Here is a 22,007-nt window from a genome sequence, read left to right on the forward strand (position 1 = left end):
AATAGTTATGAGCACCTTTTTTGTCTACGGTGTAATCGCAGCTTTTCGATGAATTAGAACATATTATTTCGAAATCCCTGTCCAAACTTAGATTTTTTTTTAAAAAAAAACGCAATCCGAATAGTATATTTTATGAATTCTTACGGACTTACTTATGAAACAAAGCGAAAAACGAACGAAACCAAACCACCGCATGACTAGTAAGGAACAGTTATTGGCTAAGTATTACCGAGGGGAATGTACCCGGGAAGAGATGGAATTACTCCTGGACCAACTTCGGGATGCTAAAGACGAAGACTATTCCGACATCATGGCCCGGTTGTGGAGGCAGCTCAATGATTTTCCGGATCTGGAAGACGGAGCTGCCTCCCGGATCATGGAAAAAACCCTCACTAAGATCGGGAACATGGAAGACGAACTGGGTAAAGCCGGTAGCAAACCATCCCGGCACTCCGGTAGTGGGCGCTTTTTTCGACGACTGAGTGCGGCGGCCGCCATTCTGGCTCTGATCGCGGCGGGTACCTGGTGGATCCGCTCCGCTGATTCGGTGGAACTACACACAGCTTACGGCGAACAACGCACGATAAGTCTGCCGGATCAGTCGACCGTGATCCTCAACGCCAATTCTAACATCAGTTTTCACCAGGACTGGTCTGAAGACGAAGTGCGGAAGGTATGGCTCGAAGGTGAGGCTTATTTCAAAGTTCGCAAAGACACGACCGACGGCCGGAAGTTTCAGGTAGTGACGCGTGATCTGACGGTTGAAGTACTGGGTACGGTGTTCAACGTGCATACGCGCGAAGAGGCTACCCAGGTATTTCTGGAGGAAGGAAAGATCAACGTCGACCTGGAAGACCAGGAAGAAGATATCCTGATGGACCCCGGAGAACTGGTCACCTATTCCGTAAAAACGCACATTCCCCAAAAAAGAAAAATAGTCGAGGAAGCACCTTCCTCCTGGAAGGACGGGACCATCATCCTGCAGGAGGTGACATTGAGAGCCATTATTCAAAAAATGGAAGAGATCTACGGGGTTTCCTCCCGGGTGGAAAGCCAGACCTTGCTGGATCGGACCTTTAACTTCCCGATGCCGGTCAATAACCTGGATACAGCCGTACTGCTGTTGATGGAATCCACCGGACTGATCATTGAGCAAGAAGATGATGAGTTGATCGTCAAATGACGGGGCTCCGGCCGGAAGCATCACTCCCGACTCCGCAGGGAAGTTCCGGCGATCCGCCTTCGATCATGCTAAGATAAAAAGACCGGAAAAACCTAAATAGCGGTAATTCCGGTGGTATTAATTTTTGCTAAAACACAAAAATATGAAATTTTGCCAACTATCCGCACGCCCCTGGGCGCTGCTCCTGCTTTGCTTTGCGCTGGGACAACCCCTGTTTGCCGGCGGAGCAGAGTACGAACTTCAACCCCGACTCCTGGTTGAAGTGCTCGAAGAAATGAGCGAACATTATCAGGTCTTTTTCTCCTACGACACCGAACTGGTAAAAAATATTGAAGTGGAATTCCATTTCAAGACCGGAGAAAGTCTGAATACGGCTATTGACCGGCTGCTGGGAAAAGTAGGCCTCATGTATAAAAGCATCGGGAACAAGTACTATGTAATACATCCCGAAACGAAAAAGGGCAAAAAGGGCGCCCGAAAACTGGAGCGCAAGATCCAGCAGATCCGGAAGTTGGAAAATCGTGAAAATCTGAGTCTGCAATCCAGAAAACAGGATAAATTCGACCAGCTGCGGTCCGTTGCCGAAAGCGCTATCCGCATGAAGGCGCTCTATCCGGTGAGCGGTACCGTCACCAGCGACGAAGGCGAACCCCTGATCGGGGTGAACATCCAGGTGAAAGGTACCGCCCGGGGTACGATCACCGATCTGGACGGAAAATATACGATCGAACTGTCCGGCTCCGAAGACGTGCTGGTCTTTTCCTACACCGGTTACCAGCGTCAGGAAGTAGTAGTGGCCAATCGCACGACGATCGACGTGACTATGGCTCCCGACAATACGCTGCTCGACGAAGTAGTGGTTGTCGGCTATGGTTCCCAGAAAAAATCAACGCTCGTAGGGTCGGTGGCCCAGGTGACGGCCGAAGAGATCAACGAACGTCCCGTTACGCAATTGCGGCAGGCCCTCACCGGGCAGATGCCGGGGGTAACTGTGATACAGCGTTCCGGCCAGCCCGGTAACCAGGGTGGTTCCATCCAGGTACGGGGGCTCAACTCGGTGCAGTCCGACAACTCACCGCTGATCCTGGTGGACGGTATTCCCACCCCTAACTTCAACGATATCGATCCGAATGCGATCGAAAGTATTTCCGTACTGAAAGACGCTTCTACCGCGGCGATCTACGGTTCTCGGGCGGCCAACGGGGTTATCCTGATCACCACCAAAACCGCCAAAGCGGATGATATTCAGGTGAGCTATAGCGGCTATTACGGTTTCCAGACGGCTACCGGTTATCCGCAATATGTAGATTCCTGGGAGTACGCCGATTTGCTGAACGAAGCGAATACCAATGACGGACTGTCTCCGGCTTATACCCAGGAAGAAGTCGAACTGTTCCGCAACGGCAGTGATCCGGACAATTATCCGAATAGCAAATTTGCCGATGAAGTGCTCAAAGATCGCTCCAATCAAACCGGTCATAATATCACCGTTGCCAACCGGAGCGGGAAGTCCAGCTACCTGCTTTCTCTGGGTTATATGTACCAGGACGGTATCATCGCCAACAACAACTACGATCGTTACAATGCGCGTTTGAATGTGGTATCGGACATTTCCGATCGCCTGAAACTGACCACCCGCCTGTCGGGCAAAGTCATCAACGACGACCAGCCGTCCGGCCCCGCCACACTGGGTAATGCCGGTAACATGCTCGGGATCATCGGACAGGCCGTACGGTATCCTGCCATTTACCCGATCCGTTTGTCGAACGGAGACTGGGGCGGTGGTTTCGAACAGAGCGGTACGCCGGTATCTTTCCTCGCCAGCGAATCTTTCTACCAGGGAAATAGTACGGACCTGGGCGCGAACTTCCAGTTGGACTGGACGGTGGTGCCCCACCTGAAATTCTCCCTGATCGGAGGTTATACCTATCTGGACGGCCGCAACGAACGCTTCTCGGCTACCCAGTCGATCACGCCGACCAACATCCTCGGCCCGGCTTCTCTGAACGTGACCAATTACAACGAGAAGTACCAAACCCTCCAGCAACTGCTGGAATACAATAAGATCTTCGGAGACCACGAGCTTACGGCTCTGGTGGGACACACCTTTGAAAATTCTTACTACGAAGCAGTTTCGGCTTCCCGCATCGGTTTCCCGGATAACAATATTACGCAGTTAAACGCCGGTTCGGCGGACGGACAGGCCAACTCGGGTACCGCCCGCGAATGGGCCATCGATTCCTATCTCGGTCGTCTGCGGTACAGCTTCAAGAATAAATACCTGCTGGAAGGGGTGGTGCGTTACGATGGTTCCTCCCGTTTCCCGGCAGCGAACAAGTATGCCCTGTTCCCCTCTTTTGCCGCCGGCTGGCGGATCTCGGAAGAACCCTTCCTGCGGGACGCCACCTGGCTGAATGAATTCAAATTAAAGGCATCCTGGGGACAGGTGGGTGCGCAGGCGCTTTCCGGCGCTGCCGGCTACTATCCTTACCAGGATCTGATCTACACCGGTTACAATTATCCGTTTGGCAACAACATTCAGACCGGAGTGGCGGCGACTACGCTCAACGATCCGAACCTCTCCTGGGAAACCACCGAGATCTTCGACCTGGGCTTTGAGGCCAGCCTGTTCAATAATGCTGTGACCGTCAATGCCACTTATTTCAATAAAGAGACTTTCAATCTGTTGCTGTCTCCGGGTAGCAGTATCTCTTCCGTCCTTGGTTTTGGTGTCGGTCCGCAGAACACTGGTACTTCCAGCAACAAAGGTCTGGAACTGGTGGTCGGCTACCGCAAAGGCGGCGAGAACTTCCGCTTCGGCATCACGACCAACGTGACCTTCCTGCAGAACGAAATGCTGGATCTCGGGGTCGCTAATATCCAACAACCCAACGGACTGATCGGTGACGGTAATCGCTTCATCGGTTACCCCATCAACATTTATTACGGGCTGGTAGCCGACGGACTTTTTGTGGACGAAGCGGATATCGAAGCTTCGGTGGATCAATCGGCCGTCAACCCGAGACCCGTTCCCGGTGACATTCGTTACGCGGACATCAGCGGACCGGACGGCGTGCCCGACGGTAAAGTGGACCTGACCTACGATCGGACGATCCTGGGCAGTACGATCCCCGAACTGAGCTACGGTATCAATCTGAGTGTCGGTTACCGGGGGCTGAACCTGAGTGCTCTGCTCCAGGGAGTAGGTGGTGCCAGCGGTCGTCTGGACAATGCTGCCGGTCTGGCATTTGTGAACCAGGGCGGTATCCAGCGCTGGCAGGCCGATGAACGCTGGTCGCCGGCCAATCCCAATCCGAACGCCGAATATCCCCGCCTGGAGATCATCCCCAACGGCGGTACGCCGAATTCCCAACTGTCCTCTTTCTGGGTGCTCGATGCCTCGTACCTCAAATTGCGTAACGTACGCCTGAGCTACGAACTGCCGAAAACCGTGGTGGAAAGTCTGGGACTGGGTCGGGTACAGTTGATGCTCAGCGGAGAGAACCTGCTGGCTTTCCATGGCTACCGCGAAGGCTGGGATCCGGAGATCAATGCCAGTTTGAACTACTATCCCATTCTGGCCAATTATACGTTCGGTGTAAATGTTAATTTTTAACGAAGCGTTCGACCGGTCGATCCTCGTACCAGTGGATCGATCGCGCTGCCGGGGATCGGATACTCCGGCCCGTAAATATCGAACCACCTGAAAATTAAAAAATCATGATCAATAAATTTCAAAACTATATAAAACCGGTACTTTTCGCGGTCTTCGCGATGAGTATCCCCATCTCCTGCTCCGACCGCCTGGATCTGGCTCCTTTGGATTCTTTTTCCAGTGAAGGTTTCTGGGTAAGCGAATCCAATGCGCTGCTGGCACTCGGAGGGGTTTACAAAGGGAATATCGGCACAAGCGTGCGGGGAGCGAACGGAGTAGACTGGTGGAGTTATTCTGCCCTGGTATTCCTGGAATTTGCGACGGATAATGCCTACGACCGGCGCGGGGATAATGCCGGCTGGAACCGCCTGAGTAACGGTACGATGAATTCCAGTAATGTAGCTTCCGTCCGCCTGGCCTGGCAATGGTCTTACGAAAGGATCGCCCGTGCCAATTACTTCATCGAAAATGTAGACCGGGTACCGGGAGATGCGGCCACCATCGCCCGTATGAAAGCGGAAGCCCGCTTTATCCGGGCTACCCAGTACTACTATCTGTCGCAATCCTTCGGATCGGTACCCCTGATCACGAATACCCTGGGATTGGACGAGGCCAATACCGTAGAAAAAGCTCCGGTTGAAACCATCATCCAGTACGTGATCGATGAACTGAGCGACGTGGTCAGCGATCTGCCGCAGGACGGCGACATTCCGGATAGTGAATACGGCCGAGCCAGTAAGCAGGCCGCGCTGGCCTTCCTGGGTAGAATGCAACTGGCCGACCAGCGTTTTGCCGCAGCGGCCACGACCTACAAGCAGATCATCGATTATGGTGACCACGATATCCATCCGGATTACGCCGGCCTTTTCAATGGCATGGCGGAAAATACGGCGGAAAACATCTTCACCAATGTGCACATCGCGGATGTGGCCGGTGGCGCTACCAACGGTATTTTGCAACATACTCTGCCGGCGATCAAAGGGGGCTGGCACATCGTCAACCCGCTGGGCGATCTGGTGGAAAGCTACGATTTTGCCGACGGTACGCCGTTCAGTTTTGATGATCCCCGTTTTGATCCGAGGGATTTTGCGGCCAACCGCGATCCCCGGCTGGATTACAACGTCTACGGGGATAATTCTTCCTTTGCCGGATTGACCATCATTACCCACCCGGACAGCACAAACTCTATCGACCGTCTGACTACCAACCGTCAGGCTACCCGGACAGGTTTTGGAATGCGTAAGTTCATGGATGAGACTTTCTCCGGCGACGTGCGCAATTCCGGTGGCGATATTCCCCTCATTCGCTACGCCGAAGTACTTTTGAGCTACCTGGAAGCCAAACTGGAAGCCGGAGATGCTATTGATCAGCAGTTACTGGACGAAACCATCAATAAGGTACGCGGCCGCGCTTCGGTCAATATGCCGCCGATCACGGAAACCAATCCGGATGCGCTGCGGCCCATCCTGCGCAAGGAAAGACGGATCGAGCTGGCTTTCGAAGGCATTCGCTACTGGGATCTCAAGCGCTGGGGGATCATGGCGGAAGTGCTGAACGGTCGTTTCTTTGGCCATTCTTTCCCGGATGCCGTAAATTTACGCCAGGACGGAAACTACGAAGATCCGTACAGCCGCTGGTTTGTGACCAAAAAGAATTTCCGGGAGGGCGTGGATGAGAATTGGTTCATTCCCCAACAGGAGATCGATATTAATCCTAGATTAGCGGAGTAAGAAATGTTGCGGTGGGCTGCCGGTACCGATCATCGGTAGCCCCCGCTCCTGCAAACCTGGGAAAAACTGAAAATATGTACAAAAACATTTTATTCCTCCTCTTCTTAAGTCTATTCGCAGCCTGTAAATCGGCACCGGAAACTGCTCCCGAAGATATGGAGCCCCTGGTGATCGCGCCTTTTGAGGATGTAGATACCCTGGCCATCAACGACTGGTGGAACCGGGGCGAGAACCCCATTATCAATATGAAAGTCCCGCGGAACGAGGTGGTCGCTTTCGGCATTTACACGCTGTCGAACGATATCCTCAAACTTTCCGCTCAATTGTTCCCCTTATATCCCAACGAGACCAGGGACGTTCGCCTGGAGGTGAAGGAAGGAGACGAATGGAAAGAGATCCAGACCCAACGGGTGAACGACCTGGGTTGGTCGGCATTGTTCCGGGTAGCGAACTGGGACAGTACCAAAGACACGCCCTACCGCCTGCGGCACGGGGAAGAGGCCACTTTCGAAGGGCTGATCCGCAAGGATCCCAAGGATAAGGATGAGATCGTGATCGCAGCCTTTTCCTGCAACAGTAATAAAGATCGCGGTGGACGGCCTAATTACGTGCGAAACGTAAATCACCAGGATCCGGATATCCTCTTCTTTGCCGGAGATCAATCTTATGACCACAAAGAACACACCGCTGCCTGGCTGAAATTCGGTATGCAGTTCCGCGAAACCTTTCGCAGCCGGCCCTGTATTACCATTCCCGACGACCACGATATCGGGCAGGGGAACCTCTGGGGCGAGTACGGAAAAAAGGCGTCTACTCCCGCCGGTTCGGACGGTGGATATTTCTACCATCCCGAATACGTAAAAATGGTGGAGCGCTGCCAGACGGCACACCTGCCCGATCCCTACGACCCCACACCGGTCAATCAGGGGATCGGCGTCTACTACACCAACCTGATCGTGGGTGGCGTCGATTTTGCCGTGATCGAGGACCGGAAATTCAAGTCCGGCCCGGAAGGAAAGATCCCCCAGCAGGGACCGCGTCCGGATCACGTTCGGGATCCGAGTTACGATCCCGCTACGGTTGATGTAGCCGGACTGGAATTGCTGGGGCAGCGCCAGTTGGATTTTCTCGACGCCTGGGGCCAACAGACCGAGGGCGTGGAAATGAAAGCAGTGCTTTCGCAGACCGGTTTTTGCGGTGGCGCTCACCTGCACGGCAAGAAAGACAACCGCCTGCACGCGGATATGGATTCCAACGGCTGGCCGCAAACGGGCCGCAACAAGGCGTTGAAAGCGATCCAGAAAGCAAATGCGGTGCATATCGCCGGAGACCAGCACCTGGCCACGATCATCAAGCACGGTACGGATGAATACGACGATGGCCCCTGGGCTTTCGTAGTTCCCGCATTGGTCAACAATTACTATAGCCGCTGGTGGTGGCCGGCCGATGAAAAGCCGGGGAAGAACAACAACGATCGCCTGCCGTGGACGGGGCAATACCTGGATGGTTTCAACAATAAGATCACCATGCACGCCTACGTGAACCCGGAGGCTCCCTCCAGTGGTGGTGGTTACGGTCTGGTCCGTTTCAATAAACCCGCAAAGGAAGTAACTTTTGAATGCTGGCCGCGGGATGTGGATGTGACCAAGGAAGACGCGGAGCAATTCCAGGGCTGGCCGATGACAGTAACGCCGACCTCCGGTCGGTGATCAACCAAGTAAGAACCGATCTGCCAGATTTCCAAATCTGGCAGATCGGTTCTTACTTAATAATCGGATAAGAATTCATTCCGTAATCGAATCACTTGATCAATGCAGCCAGTACTTTGTCTTTCCGGTGCCGTGACACATTCACCCTGGAATCGTCATTCATCAGCAGATAGCCACCATCAGATTTTACAAAGGAACGCACCTCCGCCATATTGACCAAATGCGACTGGTGACAACGCAGGAAGCTGTATTCGCCGAGCAGGTCCTCGAACTCCCGGAGTGTACGGGAAACCAGAATATGCCGTCCGTCCCGCAGGTAAAAGCCGGTGTAGTTATTTTCTCCCTGACAGCGGATGATCTCCGAAACTTTTACCAGAATGATCTCTTCCTGCGTGGGGAGGGCGATCCGCTTTTCCCGGGGATCCTGCTGACTGATATTGTTCAGCAACTGCCGGAGCAGCCGGTTTTCCTGCTGCTGCCCCTTTTGGCGGATGACCTTTTGTACTGCGGCCTTGAGGTGTTCCACCTTCAGTGGTTTCAGCAAATAATCAATGGCACAAAAGCGGATCGCGTCCAGGGCATAATGGTCGTAGGCAGTGACGAAAATGATCGAAAAGTCTTCGGCGGGCAATTGTTGGAGCAGATCGAATCCGGTACCATCCGGCATCTCCACGTCCAGAAAAAGGAGGTCCGGCTGGTGGGCTTCAATGGCCTTCAATCCGCTGCCAACATCCCGGGCCGCAGCCAGTAGCTGAATATCCGGGCAGTAGCGTTCCAGGAGTTTACCCAGATACTCCCGGTTGTGTTGTTCATCTTCAACGATCACTGCATTGATCATACCTGAGGGATTTGCAATTCTACGATGGTGCCCCGTTCGTTCCGGTTGTGGCCGCCCCGGTCGATCAGATGCACTTTGGCCCGCCCGCCAAAGAGCAGTTTCAGTCGCTCGGCGTTGGTGCTCAAACCGATTTGATTCCCGTTGGAGCCTTTGAGGGCGGCCTCCTGCAGGCCGATACCGTTATCGACGATCCGGATCACTATGCTCCGGCCGTTCGCTTCGATCACGATGTCTATTTTGGCTTCTCCGTTAATGGGCGCCAGCCCGTGTAAGATAGCGTTTTCCACATAAGGCTGCAGAATGAGGGCCGGCAGATCGACGTCGTTGGCGGCATGACCAAGCTCGTTGTAGATATTCAGTTCAAAAGGTTTGCGGAGGTATTCCAGGGCACAGTACTGACGGATCAGGTCCAGTTCTTCGGCCAGGGAAACCATACCGCGCTGGGTATAGCGGAGCACCTTACGCATCAGAGAGGCCAGATCGGCCAGATAATCGTTCGCCAGTTCCGGTCGTTCGGAAGCGATCAGATTCTGAATGGAACTCATCGTATTAAAGATGAAGTGGGGATTTAGCTGAGCCCGCAGGGAGCGGATCTCCAGTTCGATCATTTTGCGACGGCGTTTTTCGCGTTGGGTTTGCCAGTTTTTGAACAGCCACACCAGGAACCCGCCCAGCCCCAGACTGCCGATGATCAGGAGAAATGCCTGAGGGTTCAAACTGGACGGTGGCCGGTAGGCCATGAACTGATCGATCTTACTTTTCAATTCGACGAAGTTGATGCCGGGCGTGCCGTTTGCGGTCAGGTAGTTGTCGAATATTTCACCCTTATCGTCCACGAGATAGGCGCGGTTAAAACTGCCCCGGGGAAAGTTGAAGTTGTACAGGTGGAAATGATCGTGGACCCGGCGACGTTCGGCTTCATCCGGAATGAAATAGATCAGATCGGCGGGCATCTCCTGCTGGTAATTCGGTAACTCCTGCAACTCTGAGGGAGAAAGGAAACTGAGCAGCATTATGCGAAGGTCCGGATGCCACCGGCGCAGCGAGTCGAAGTTGATGCCGGTCAGGTAAATATCTTTTGGTCCAAAGGGGATCAGCAGCGTTTTATCTCGTAGGAAACTAGTTACACTTCCGGATTGGCCGGCGCTGTTTTGCAGCGTAAATTCCGGTAAGTGCCCGCCGGGTTCCAATTTCAGCAAATGGGCATAAGCCCGGTCCAGTTGCCGGTTGACAGTACTATCCGGATTATACTTCCGGAATTCTTCCAGGAATGGATAGGCGATACCGGGAGACACCATATCGTAGTAAAGCTGTTCCGTCAGGATCACGGATAAAGCCTCAAACAGAGGTTCTCCGGTGTAGATGTATTTGGACAGGGCGTATTCTTCGGCCAGACTCCGCGCGGCAGTTCCGCCCCGGAAGAAATTCCGGATGTTATCGGTCTTATAATCAAGATAAGCGTATTCCAGGAAATGGCGGTATTCCGCCAGCCCAACCGCCTGGTCATTGTTGACGGGTAGGTTTTTAAGGATCTCCAGCAGATCGGGCGGTGTTTCCCGTGAGAGACGGAGTACATTCCGGTACCGTGATTTCCAGTAAGCGAGTAAAGAATTGGCCGCTTGGTAACGAATATCTAACTGCGCTTTTTGTTGAAAAGTCGGGTCGGTCAGAAAGGCATTTTGGGCGAGATACAGCGAATCGGGCTGATAGTTACTTTGCACGGCGTATTTAAACTCCGGTAGGCTCAGGGAGTGAACTTTATCATAAACCTTTCGGCTATCCAGCTTGCGGGCCTGTTGTACGGTTATGCTTTGTTCCAGCGCTGCGTCACCGGAAATATCCATCAGATAAAGGTCCCGCTTATAATCCCGCACCAGATGCAGGCTGTCTCCGGGGCGCAAAAATAAAGGCGCGATCTGATTTTCCGGACTATACAGTACCTGGTCCGGGGTACAGCTGAGGCGGAAGTTTCCGTTTTCATCGATCTGAAAATCCACCGGCAGATGGTGCCAGAATTCCAGATAACGTTGGACGTAGTGCTCCATTTCTTCGGTGGATGCCGGTGCATTGATGATGCGGCCGGTGATCACAGCCGGGCGGTATTGTTCACTCCAGCCGGATAGGGTGATCTCCAGTTGGTGGTCGGGGGATTCGGATCGGATCCTCCCGTATTTGATCCAGCCGTTGCGATCGTCCAGTGCTAAGAGCGACTGATCGGGAAATAGGTAGCGGGAAATCCTGCCCCGTTTTTCGGTGTAGGCGTTTTCCTGCCTGGAGAGAAAATTGAAAAATCCGACCTTGTATTTTTCAGAGTCTACAAAGACCGAACCGGACCTGCTACCCTTAACGGAATTATAAAACGCCCGGGGCGAAAGCGTAGACCACAAATAGGCCGGTTGATCCGAAATATTTTCCAACTGGCCTCGGTTGGCGGCATCGTATCGATAGGAAAAGATCATGGGCGTCGCACTGACGCTGGGAGGCAGCCAGGCTCCGGAGGGAGCTTGTTTGCGATAATCCAGGATCTGTCCCTGCCGGTTGATGGTGATCCGGAAGCGCTGGTCCGAAGCCCAGTTCTCGGCTGAGCTGCTTGCCGTCTGATCATCCGGCAACTGGTACTCGCTATCCTTATAGTTGACGAAGCCGCTTTGGAAACGGGTAATGTTCAGCGTGCGTCTGACCTTCATTTCCAGCAAGTAGGTACTGGCGGTGGGCTGACTGAGCACCCGGTACTCATACCAGCATCTTTCAATTAATTCCCGGAGCCGGTTGGAACCCCATTTGCTTTCGTTTTCCGGATCGAGAATGGTTTCCGCCGCTCTGACGTCGAGATAGTAGGTTTCGCCGACCCGTAAATTCAGCGCAAAGGCAGTTGTCGTACGTTGGACTTCCTGGTCCCGGGTAAAAATGCGGGGTGTGTTGGGCAGTAAGGCGATCGCTAACCGCTGCGCGTCAATCCTTACGAAACTCAGGCGAATGCGCTGATTGCGCTCGTTCAGGGTCTCGACTTCGTAGTGATCACCCTGCGGTTCGACGGCCTGGATAGTGAGCAATCCTTCCGGTAGGAAGATCATGGGGGAATCCCCGAGCACTTCCAGACTGGAAAGCGGGTTTTCGGCGTCATACCATTTGCCGCTAAAGTCTTCCGGTAGGGACTGGGCGAACGACAGGCCAGGCAGTAAAAATAGAAAGAGCGCAAATTTTAGGGGCCAACTTTTCATGTTGATGGTAATTGGTACTTTTCAAAAATCCGTAAAATGAGTAGAAATAACAAGGTGGAATGAAGGCCTGGGGGATTTGGATGAGGAATTGGCAACGCTTGCCACCTATTAGGCCATGATCAGTGGTACCCGTGTTGCCAAAAATCATTTCGGAAAGTGCCGAATTTCATTTTTCATCTGATCGGAGCGATGCTTATTGTGACTGAATATTCAAAGCTCACAATTATGAAACGACTCTCGTTATTTGGATTACCTGTCTTTTTCCTGGCGCTTTTTGGAGGCACAGCCTTCGGTCAGAAATTACCGGCAGAAAAAACGTATAAAGCCTGGGTTACCAGTGGGATTGAAATGGAGATTCATCAGGGCTATCTTTACGAACTACAGGAAAATGCTATTCGCCTTTACGCGGAGCGAGGTGGGATGCATCCGGAAAATCCATTTATCGATGTTCCTTTTGAGGACGTAGAGTTGCTCCAGGTGCAGGGAAAAGGAGGTCGATTGATCGGTACTTTGCTGGGAGCCGCCGCCGGATTTGTTGTTGGGGTGGCCGCAAATGCTGCTCTTTGGAAGGGATACGATAGTAAAGGTAGAGCGATAAAAGACCCCGCAGGGAATGTCCGTATCGGTCTGATACTGGCCATTCCCGGTACATTTATTGGCCGGGCGATCGGGGGTAAAAAAACTACGATCCCTCTCAATAGCAATAAGCGGGAAGCGCTGGAGCGATACATCCTTACCCATTAATTGGAACTTTTTTCTTCAATTTCGTATATTCCATTCTATGGTTCAGAGCTCCGACATTATACAACAGATGAAACAACAGACCCGCACCTGGGAAGACGCTCAGGACCGGCGGGCCATTTTTTTGGAATGCTATACGCTCATGACGGGCAATATGCTGCGGGCCATCGACGACCGTCGGTTCAGGGACTGTACCTGGGCGAAGCAGCTGTTGCTGAGATTTGCCGATTACTACTTTGTGGCGCTGGATGCCTACGGTTGTACAGATAAGGAATGTGTGACGGTCTGGACTTTTGCTCACGACTGTAGCTGCGGAAAAGATCTGCATGTGCTGCAGCATCTGCTGCTGGGTATCAATGCCCACATCAACTACGACCTCGTCCTTTCCCTGGTCGACCTCCTCGACCCGGAATGGAACAACCTTTCCGATGCGGAACGGCAGGATCGTTACCACGACCATTGCCTGGTAAATGAGATCATTGCCGCTACCATCGATACCGTTCAGGATGATGTCGTGGAGCGCTACGATCCCCGAATGGATATCATCGATCGCCTCTTCGGTCGGCTGGACGAGCGACTGCTTTCTTCCCTGATCACCCACTGGCGGCAGCAAGTATGGGATAAAGCGATGCGTTTCCTGGAAACCAATTCGGAGCAACGGGAACCCCTGCGTCGGGAGCTGGAAGAGAGCGTCATGAAAAAGGCGCGGTGGATCTTGTTGACACGCAGTTGAAAATGGGGGAGGGGAGATCAGACGGCTGATTTTCAGTAAGTTTTCCGTGCATTTGATTGACGAATATCGTATCTTTTACGGGCCTTAACCAAAGACCGTAAAAATGATATTGCCAACTGTTTACCGGCAGGCCAGACCCATCGGCCTGCTGCTGACCCTGGCGGGTACAACAGTATTGGAACCCGCTGCCTTCGGTCCGCTTACCCTTCAAGTCCTACAGGCCACTCTCGGGATCGGCTTATTTTTACTAGCTATCAGTTGCTTGCGCAGCGGCCATAGACCTAAACTTTCCGGACTACTATTTGGCTCCTTACTACTTTGTTCCTTTACTGTGTTCAGAGGGAATGCTCAATCGGGTGGAGTAGAATCTTCCGCAACCGTCACTCCGGTGCCGGCTTATGCCCAAAAAATGGTGCGGTCACCCCAACCGGGTGCGCTGGCGGAGTTTTTCTCCTACGAAACGATCACCTTTAGATCGAAGGACGGGTTGTCGGTGACCGGTAACCTGTACGAGGTCGGTCCGGCCAATCCGATTATCCTGCTTTGCCATCAGGCGAATTACAACAAGTACGAATACGCCGATATTGCGCCCCGGCTAAACGGATTGGGATACAACGTGCTGGCTATCGATCAGCGTTCGGGAGGGACTTTTGCCGGAAACTCAAACGAAACGCTGCAAACTGCCCGGGCGGCGGGAATACAACACCCCGATTTTCTGGATGCGGAACAGGATATCGTGGCGGCTGTGGAATTTCTGGCCGCGCGTTACCAACGGCAGGTCATCGTCTGGGGGAGCTCCTATTCCTCCGCGCTGGCATTGTTTGTGGCGGTTCATCCCGATGTGAAAGCAGCGCTGGCCTTCAGTCCGGGCAATTATTTCCGCGACCAGAAGCCGGATCTGAAAATTTTTATGCACAAACTTAAAAAGCCGGTCTTCATTACCTCCTCCCGCGAAGAAGCAGAAGAGTTGGAACATACCGTTGGCAGGTCGCTCGACGGGCAGGTGCAGATCCAGTTCATTCCGGAAAGCGGGGGCTACCATGGCTCCAAGGCACTCTGGGAAGGCCAGGAAGGTGCGGAGGAATATTGGGGCGCGGTGTTGAATTTCCTGCTAATGATCCAATAACCCTGGGATCGCAGCATCAGATCATCAACCTCACCAACCCGAGGTTCCTTTGCCGCCCTTAAAAGGGCCCACAATATCCGAGGTGATCCAGCCGCCGTAAAAGTCGCCTTCCTGGGCCTGTACTTTTTCGTCATTGACATAGCAGGCCGTAACCCGACTGGGATAGAAGGCAAAATAATCCCGGATAGGAGCAAAACGGGCGTTGGGTGCCGGATAACTCCAGGCGGCCCGGGGGCTTTCTCCATGGCTGGAGACAACATTCCAGTACACGGCCATGCCTTTCCATTCACAAAAAGTCTGGTGCTTGGGTTCCTGTTCCAGAAATTCCATTTTTACCGCAATAGGCGGTAAATAGAAAACCGGCGGATGGCTGGTTTCAAGCACCCGGTACGCGGCATTGGTCTCGGCGATCAGATCCTCTCCCCAGTATATTTTGATGTGTTTTTTAGAAGGTTCCAGTTTTGGCGGGCGCGGATAATCCCATACACTTTCCTGGCCCGGTCCCGGTTTAATCTTGTCTTTCATGATTTTGTAACAGTGTGTCGGGTAAAGGGTTCTCCTTCCAAAAAGAAATAATGTTAAGTTTTTGTGATACTTGAGGAGATATATTCCGGTACTTTTGCTTACCGTCAAAGGGATAATGGAATGGAAAGATCTCTAAAAACCGGGGTATTTCTTTTCAACATACCGGACGATTTTCGGTTATAAAGGTGAGATCTTACCACTGACCATCAAAGGATCTCTTATTCATTTTAACGAATTAAAACCAATCATGAAAAAGATCATATTTTCTCTGTTCATCGTCTCTCTGTTTTCCATATCGGCCTGCAGCCAGCAGAAATCGATGTCGGGCAGCAAGGAGATGAAAGTAAGTGAAGAAGTCGTACCCGTTTCGGAATACATTGCCGCCAACAACCTGGGTGAGTATCCCGTGGCCACCTTTGCCGGTGGGTGCTTCTGGTGTACGGAGGCCTCTTTCGAACGGATCCAGGGCGTGGTGGACGTTATCTCCGGCTATTCCGGAGGAGAAAAAGCCTATCCCACCTATTACGAAGTAGGCGACGGCAAGACCGGGCACGCGGAAGCCATCGACATCTTTTACGATCCGGAAGTGATCGATTACCAGAAATTGCTCGAGATCTTCTTCGTGGCGCACGATCCGACTACCCTCAACCGCCAGGGCCCGGATGTGGGAGAAGAATACCGTTCGGCGATCTACTACCATAATCAGGAGCAGCAACAACTCACCGAGGCCTACATTAAAAAACTGAACGATTCGGGTAAATTTGCGAATCCCATCGTGACGGAAGTAGCGCCTTACAAGGAATTTTGGGTAGCGGAAGGTTACCACCAGAATTACTACGAGATCCATCCGGACAACAGCTACGTTCGCAGCGTGAGCCGCCCTAAGGTGGAAAAAGTAATGAAAACGTTTAAGGATCTGCTGAAACCAGAGTATCAGCAGTAAGACCCAAAAATGGGCAGCTAGGCCTTGTTCCTGGACAAAATGAGAAAGAGGGAGTGATGGAGTGTCCAGGAGATTCGGAGAAGGGGAGAGGACATTGCTTTTCTCCCCTTTTTCGCGTCTTTTAGTCTCACCCTCTGTCCATTTTGAAAAAAATGTCCAGTAGTGTAGAGGGAGGCCTACCTGCCCATTTTCTTTAGGGTAACGCAAACGCGACGTACTTATCGCCCGAATCCGTTCCCAGCTTTCCTCCACCGCAGGCGATCACCACGTACTGTTTGCCATCCACGGCATAAGTAGCCGGAGTGGCATAGCCCGCTGCCGGCAGATCCGTTTCCCAGAGCAATTTCCCGTCTCTTTTATCGAATACCCGGAATTTTTCATCAGCCGTAGCGGCAATGAAGATCACGTTACCGGCAGTAACCACCGGCCCTCCGTAATTTTCCGCTCCCGTCGGAGGATCATCCGCGGCCCGCGCCTCGGGAAAATCTCCCAGCGTTACCTGCCATTTGATGGAACCTTCGTTCAGGTCTACGGCTGTTAGCTGTCCCCAGGGAGGCGTGATGGCCGGGAACCCATCGGGTGCATAAAAACGGTTGTAGCCGTTAAAGCGGTACGGATACGGCCACAGCCGGATCTTTTTACCCGATTCATCCACCTCATCGGATTCCAGAAGAAATGCCGTTAAAGCGGAGAGTTCCGCATCGCTCAGACTGGCGAAGGAGGGCATAATCCCCCGACCTTCCCGGATCACTTTTACCACGGCATCCCGGTCCAGCCGTTCCTTAAGTCCCACCAGAGAGGGGGCATTTCCGTAAATGGCTCCTCCTTTAAGGTCGGGCCCGTGGCAGGCAATACAGGCTACATCGTACACCTGTTTTCCTTTGGAGGCCAGCAATTGGTTTTCCGGTGCCTCGTAGGGCAGCATTTTCACTACCCAGGGCATTTCACTCGAATTGACGTACAGAATGCCGTCCGGATCAACCGCCGCTCCGCCCCATTCGCCGCCACCGTCGAAACCGGGGAAGAGAAAGGTGCTGGTGGTCGCCGGCGGAGTATAGGCATCTACCGGCTGGAGCTGGGCCTCATCCCAGACGGATTTGGCATAATCGTAGACTTCCTGACTGCGATTGGCGAGATCCGCTTCTGTGATGGTCTGGCGGGAAAAGGGTGGGGGAGCCGTGATGTAGGGCTGGGTAGGGGAGGCCTTCTCTCCCTGAAGCGTGGAGGCGGGTACGGGCCGTTCCTCAATGGGGAAAAGCGGCTCGCCGGTCTCGCGATCGAGCAGGATCACGAAGCCGGCCTTGGTGATCTGAGCTACAGCGTCGATCTTTTTTCCCTCGTGGGTCACGGTCACCAGATTGGGGGGAGCGGGATGGTCCCGGTCCCAGAGATCGTGGTGAACGGACTGAAAATGCCAGATCCGTTCCCCGGTATCGGCATTCAGCGCCAGCACGCAATTGGCGAAAAGATTGTCTCCTTCCCGGTCACCGCCGTAAAAGTCAAAAGAGGCCGAGCCGGTAGGTGCGAATACGATGCCGCGCTCTTCATCAACGGTGAACCCGCTCCAGGCATTGGCCCCTCCGCTGCTCAACCAGGCATTCTCGGGCCAGGTATCGTAACCGTATTCTCCGGGGTGGGGAATAGTATGGAAGATCCATTCGATCTCACCGGTACGTACGTTGAACGCCCGGATATGGCCGGGCACCGGACCGGTATTTTCCGAAACCCGGGAGCCCATGATGAGTTTGTCCTTATAAACGCGACCGGGACTGTTGCTATTGATGAACAGGTTTTCCACCGGGCGTTCCAGGCCGTCGTGCAGATCTACGTAGCCACCCTTACCGAAGGCCGTATCGGGTTTGCCGGTGACGGCATCCAGGGCGTAAAGCAATGGTCCGGATGAATAGAAGACGCGTTTTGCTTCGCCTTCGCTCCAGTAAGCCAGTCCCCGGTTGACTCCCATGCCGGAAGTGGCGCCCTCCGCGGAAGAAGGATCGAACGTCCAGAGCTCTTCCCCGCTGGCGGCGTTCAGGGCGAAGACCTGCAGCCTCGGACTGGTACCGTAGAGAATACCGTCGATCACCAGCGGATTACACTGGATCTGCGTCCGGCCGGAAGTATCGGCTCCGGTAGAGGCGTATTCCCAGACCCGGGTGAGTTGGGCGGCATTGTCGGTATTGATCTCGTTGAGGGTGGAGAATTGGTTGGCGTCAGGTCCTCCCTGGTATCCGGGCCAGTCTACAGTGGGGCCGGAGGGCAGTTCGCCGGATTCCGGCCGGCAGGCAACGAGCAGCAGCCCCAGCAGGAATAAAAGTGGTAAGGATCGCATAGGATTTTCCGTTTTGTCCGGAAAAGATAGGGAATTTTTTCAACGGGTTGGTGCAGGAGGGTAGATGGTCTGCGATCGGTGGTCATCTACCCTCCGCACGATCTTTTACTGGAAAGCGATGCGGTGTACGCTGCGTTGCTCTTTACCCTGAATACTCAGGATGTAAAGTCCGCGCGGCAACTGGCTACCGTCAATTTCCAAACTGTTCTCCCCGTCGGGGATCCGGAAGCTGTCCACAACCTGGCCCTGTCCATTGAGCAGGTCGATCTGCTCGGGTACGTCCTGCGCCCAGACGGGGAGCTGAACGGTCATTTGATTTCTGGCCGGATTGGGAAAGATCAGCGTCTCCTGTTCAGCGCGGGCTACTTCGTAGGCCTGCAGCTGCAGCCGGTTATTCCCGGAGGCCGGATAGAATACCGTTCCGATCGGTCCGATATCGCCGCAGGCGTAGAATACGGATTTTGCACTGCTCGCACAGGCCGTATTCGGCACGTTCTGGAGATCCAGTAACTGTACATCGTCGATGAACCAGCCGTCACAACCCGGAGTGCTGCCGTCGCAAGTGGACGGGTCCGTTTGCAGATTAGATGCAAACCGGAACCGCAGCACGGTTAATCCTTCATAATTACTCAGGTCGATGATGGTCTGGCGGTATCCCTGACTGGAACCGCTGAAAACCCGACGTCGGCTCAAACTGGAAAACTTAACGGGTACGCCGATCGGAGTGGGCAGTTCGTCCAGTACGATGCTGGTATAGCCGTTCTGGATCATGTTCCGGCCCAGGTCCTGCCATTCGCCGCCAACCAGTACTTCCACTACACCGGCGTCGGCTCCCGGCTCGAGGTCATAAGCGTGCCAGAAGGACAGGTGATTGTTTTTCGAACCGTCCAGATTAAGCGTTAGCACCAGAGAACCTTCCAGCGCGGTGGGAGGATCCAGGTGGAACCAGGACATGGTCGAGTTGGAATTCGGATTGGGAAAATCGGAAGAAGCCAACCAGGCGCCGGCCGGCACAAAGCTCAGAATATCAGTAGGCTCAACCGGATATTCGCTGATCACCGTCGTTGGACTGGCGTTGCTGCTCAGGTGTCCGGTGATCGTCCGGGTGATGGTCCGTTTTTTGGGAATGGTCGTCTGCGGCCACTCCACGAGCCCGTCACTATTCTGGCTACCGTTGTCTGAAATGTATGTGACTACAAAATTTTCGGGTAACTGATCACTGATCAAAGTCTGGCGGAGCGGTTCATCCAGGTGATTGGTAATACTGAGTGTATAGGTAACCGGCTCGCCGATCTCCGCTTCGGTCTTATCCACGGTTTTGATCAACTGCATGTAGGGATCGTCAAAGGCAGCCTGGCCGTTGGGGGCAGCGCTGTATCCCAACCCGCGACGGGCGAAAGCCGCCCAGAGGATATCGTCGCCTTCACCGGCATAAATGGCATTGTTGGCCGCGAAAATAGCGTCGCGCATATCGATAAAACTGGGGCTACAGGCCGTCATTTTCAGCGCTTCGATGACGATCTTCAGCGCCCGGATGTTCCCGGCTGTACTGGACGTATTATACAGGTCATCCTCGAAGCCATACTCATCGATCAATCCCCAGGTCATATCCCAGAGCATGGTACACCACAGAAAGCCTACACCGTGGGGCGGAGCGAGCAGTTCGAGGTCCTGGTAAGTAAATTCATTACAGAGCCCATCGGCGCAGTCCATATTGGTGGTATAGTGCCGGGGGCGCAGTCCGGTTTCCGTTTCCTCCTGCGTCAGTACGAAGTGGCCGACGGCGCGTACGCCTTCACCCAGTACGTTTTCACTGATGCGGTTGTCCCCGTTGCGATCGGTCAGGGTCATCATCAAGCCGATAAAATCACTCCAGCCTTCACCGCCCTGTTCAAAATTGCTCAGGCAGGTGGTATTATTGGCTCCTCCCACCAGACGGAAAGAAAGTCCGTGTGCATATTCGTGGGAAATAATCAGGTTGTCGAAAGAACCGTCGCGGGTGGAGTTCGGCAAATCGGTATTCCAGAGGAACATCCGCATCCGGCCACTTTCTCCGTCCGCTGGAGTGAAGAAACTGGCCTGGTTAATACCCAATCCATCCTGAGCCTGGGCGAGCACATGGTCGTTACCCAGGCCCGCGCCACTCTGGTTGGTAGTTTGGAAATTACCGGCAGCTTCGTCAAAACCGTAATTAAAAAGGAGATCGTGCAGGAAGTTGTTCCTGACGAACAGATTGGTGACCGCATCTTCGATGAAGTTGTTGGCCGCCAATTGATCCAGATTACGTCGGTAATTGAAATTCAGGTTGCCTGGACTGGGTACGTTGCCAAACAGGTATGTTCCAGTGAAAGGAGCCCGGGTGATCGGAATAGGCGTTGGATTTTCCGTGCTCAACGGGGCGTAGTAGGCGTAAACGTTGTTGCCCTGCGTATGGGCAAACTCTACTCCATCCCCGGTCCCGTGCCAGCCGTAAGGCGAAGCGACCGGATCGATAATATCGCTGCCGGCCAGCAACTGCCGGTTCCCCTGGAGTGGAGATTCCACCGAAAGCGGGAAAGCGTAATAAGCCGGCGAGCCGGAAACAGTAGTGTTTTGGGTAGAAGTTTCAGAGATTTCCAGAACGTTTTCAGGGGCGGAAGCGGATAGAGGATGATCATCTGGCGCAAAGTGGCAGTACAGGGTGCGGTTGTATCGGCGGATCTCCCGGCCGTTCTCCGCATCTACCCAAAGTACCAGGCGATCATCACTCTCCGGATCAGCGGGAACCTCTACCTGGTAGGAAAGTACCAGTGTTCCCGATTCGTCCTCCACGTAGCGCAGTGCCGGTGGAGGCGTTTGGTGGATATGGTCATGTTTTTCGAACGAGGATTTTCCTTTACGCTCCGCAGCACCGCCGGTATTTCGCAAAGCGATGGCGCGGGCCCGTTCCGAATCAATGGCCGGACGTGTCGTTTTAATTTTCTGGTTTAATGCATCGTAAAATTGGAAATTCCGGTGCCGGATGTTTCCGGACGGATCTAAGTGTATACTGCCGATAGCGTTGTGGATGGGAATACCCTGGTAAGACTGTTGAAAATAAAAATGGGTGATGCCACTTATCTTACTGGTATGCTCACTGCTTAATTTGAGCTCTTCCAGGTCCTGGACCGTTTTCCCGGCAGCTACCCATTCCTGGGTGATCTGCTTACGGGCGAGCTCCGTGGAACTTTGGGCTAAACTGACTCCGGGCGTTCCAATGACCAGAGCCAGGACTATGAGTTTAATTCTTGTCATG

The 22,007-nt window shown here is 53.4% G+C and carries 13 protein-coding genes; 8 read left to right on the forward strand and 5 right to left on the reverse strand.

Features of this window, described 5'->3' with window-relative positions; all coding sequences use genetic code 11:
* Window positions 1-193 precede the first annotated feature (193 nt).
* From CRP01_RS07450 to CRP01_RS07465, 4 genes are all read left to right on the forward strand, one after another.
* On the forward strand, window positions 194-1,183 hold the full coding sequence (locus CRP01_RS07450) for a FecR family protein (RefSeq protein ID WP_170110270.1): 990 nt from the start codon (window positions 194-196) through the stop codon (window positions 1,181-1,183).
* A 142-nt stretch (window positions 1,184-1,325) separates the two neighbouring features.
* Window positions 1,326-4,799 (forward strand): SusC/RagA family TonB-linked outer membrane protein, encoded by a 3,474-nt coding sequence (locus tag CRP01_RS07455; protein ID WP_099149400.1) that lies wholly within the window; start codon window positions 1,326-1,328, stop codon window positions 4,797-4,799.
* Between the two features lie 104 nt (window positions 4,800-4,903).
* A complete protein-coding gene (locus CRP01_RS07460; protein WP_099149401.1) occupies window positions 4,904-6,568 on the forward strand; it encodes a RagB/SusD family nutrient uptake outer membrane protein in 1,665 nt (554 codons plus the stop codon).
* A 74-nt stretch (window positions 6,569-6,642) separates the two neighbouring features.
* A complete protein-coding gene (locus CRP01_RS07465; RefSeq protein ID WP_099149402.1) occupies window positions 6,643-8,277 on the forward strand; it encodes a metallophosphoesterase family protein in 1,635 nt (544 codons plus the stop codon).
* Window positions 8,278-8,368: 91 nt separating this feature from the next.
* Here CRP01_RS07465 and CRP01_RS07470 read toward each other — a convergent pair whose 3' ends face one another.
* Window positions 8,369-9,115, reverse strand: coding sequence for a LytR/AlgR family response regulator transcription factor (locus CRP01_RS07470; RefSeq protein WP_099149403.1), 747 nt, complete (start codon window positions 9,113-9,115; stop codon window positions 8,369-8,371).
* Window positions 9,112-12,336: a sensor histidine kinase gene (locus CRP01_RS07475; protein WP_099149404.1), complete on the reverse strand. Its 3,225-nt coding sequence runs from the start codon at window positions 12,334-12,336 to the stop codon at window positions 9,112-9,114. Before CRP01_RS07475 ends, CRP01_RS07470 begins: the two co-directional genes overlap by 4 nt.
* Before the next feature lie 225 nt (window positions 12,337-12,561).
* On the opposite strand from CRP01_RS07475, the gene CRP01_RS07480 reads away from it, so the two are divergent.
* From CRP01_RS07480 to CRP01_RS07490, 3 genes are all read left to right on the forward strand, one after another.
* Complete coding sequence (locus tag CRP01_RS07480) at window positions 12,562-13,080, forward strand: hypothetical protein (protein WP_099149405.1); 519 nt, start codon at window positions 12,562-12,564, stop codon at window positions 13,078-13,080.
* A 37-nt stretch (window positions 13,081-13,117) separates the two neighbouring features.
* Window positions 13,118-13,810, forward strand: coding sequence for a DUF5995 family protein (locus tag CRP01_RS07485; RefSeq protein ID WP_099149406.1), 693 nt, complete (start codon window positions 13,118-13,120; stop codon window positions 13,808-13,810).
* Window positions 13,811-13,913: 103 nt separating this feature from the next.
* Window positions 13,914-14,936 carry an alpha/beta hydrolase gene (locus CRP01_RS07490; protein WP_099149407.1) on the forward strand — a complete coding sequence of 341 codons (1,023 nt, stop codon included), beginning with the start codon at window positions 13,914-13,916 and terminating at the stop codon, window positions 14,934-14,936.
* Between the two features lie 30 nt (window positions 14,937-14,966).
* Here CRP01_RS07490 and CRP01_RS07495 read toward each other — a convergent pair whose 3' ends face one another.
* On the reverse strand, window positions 14,967-15,461 hold the full coding sequence (locus CRP01_RS07495) for a DUF427 domain-containing protein (protein ID WP_099149408.1): 495 nt from the start codon (window positions 15,459-15,461) through the stop codon (window positions 14,967-14,969).
* Between the two features lie 247 nt (window positions 15,462-15,708).
* On the opposite strand from CRP01_RS07495, the gene msrA reads away from it, so the two are divergent.
* The gene (msrA, locus tag CRP01_RS07500; RefSeq protein ID WP_099149409.1) at window positions 15,709-16,404 is read left to right on the forward strand and encodes a peptide-methionine (S)-S-oxide reductase MsrA; all 696 of its coding nucleotides are present in this window, start codon (window positions 15,709-15,711) and stop codon (window positions 16,402-16,404) included.
* 193 nt (window positions 16,405-16,597) lie between these two features.
* Here msrA and CRP01_RS07505 read toward each other — a convergent pair whose 3' ends face one another.
* Both CRP01_RS07505 and CRP01_RS07510 read right to left on the reverse strand, forming a co-directional pair.
* Window positions 16,598-18,733, reverse strand: a complete 2,136-nt coding sequence (locus CRP01_RS07505; RefSeq protein WP_099149410.1) for an outer membrane protein assembly factor BamB family protein — start codon at window positions 18,731-18,733, stop codon at window positions 16,598-16,600.
* A 105-nt stretch (window positions 18,734-18,838) separates the two neighbouring features.
* Entirely contained in the window at window positions 18,839-22,006 is a 3,168-nt protein-coding gene (locus CRP01_RS07510; RefSeq protein ID WP_143473306.1) for a M36 family metallopeptidase, read from the reverse strand.
* Window position 22,007 lies beyond the last annotated feature (1 nt).

Origin of the sequence: Flavilitoribacter nigricans DSM 23189 = NBRC 102662, from assembly GCF_002646595.1 — a bacterium.
Classification (GTDB): Bacteria; Bacteroidota; Bacteroidia; order Chitinophagales; family Saprospiraceae; genus Flavilitoribacter; species Flavilitoribacter nigricans.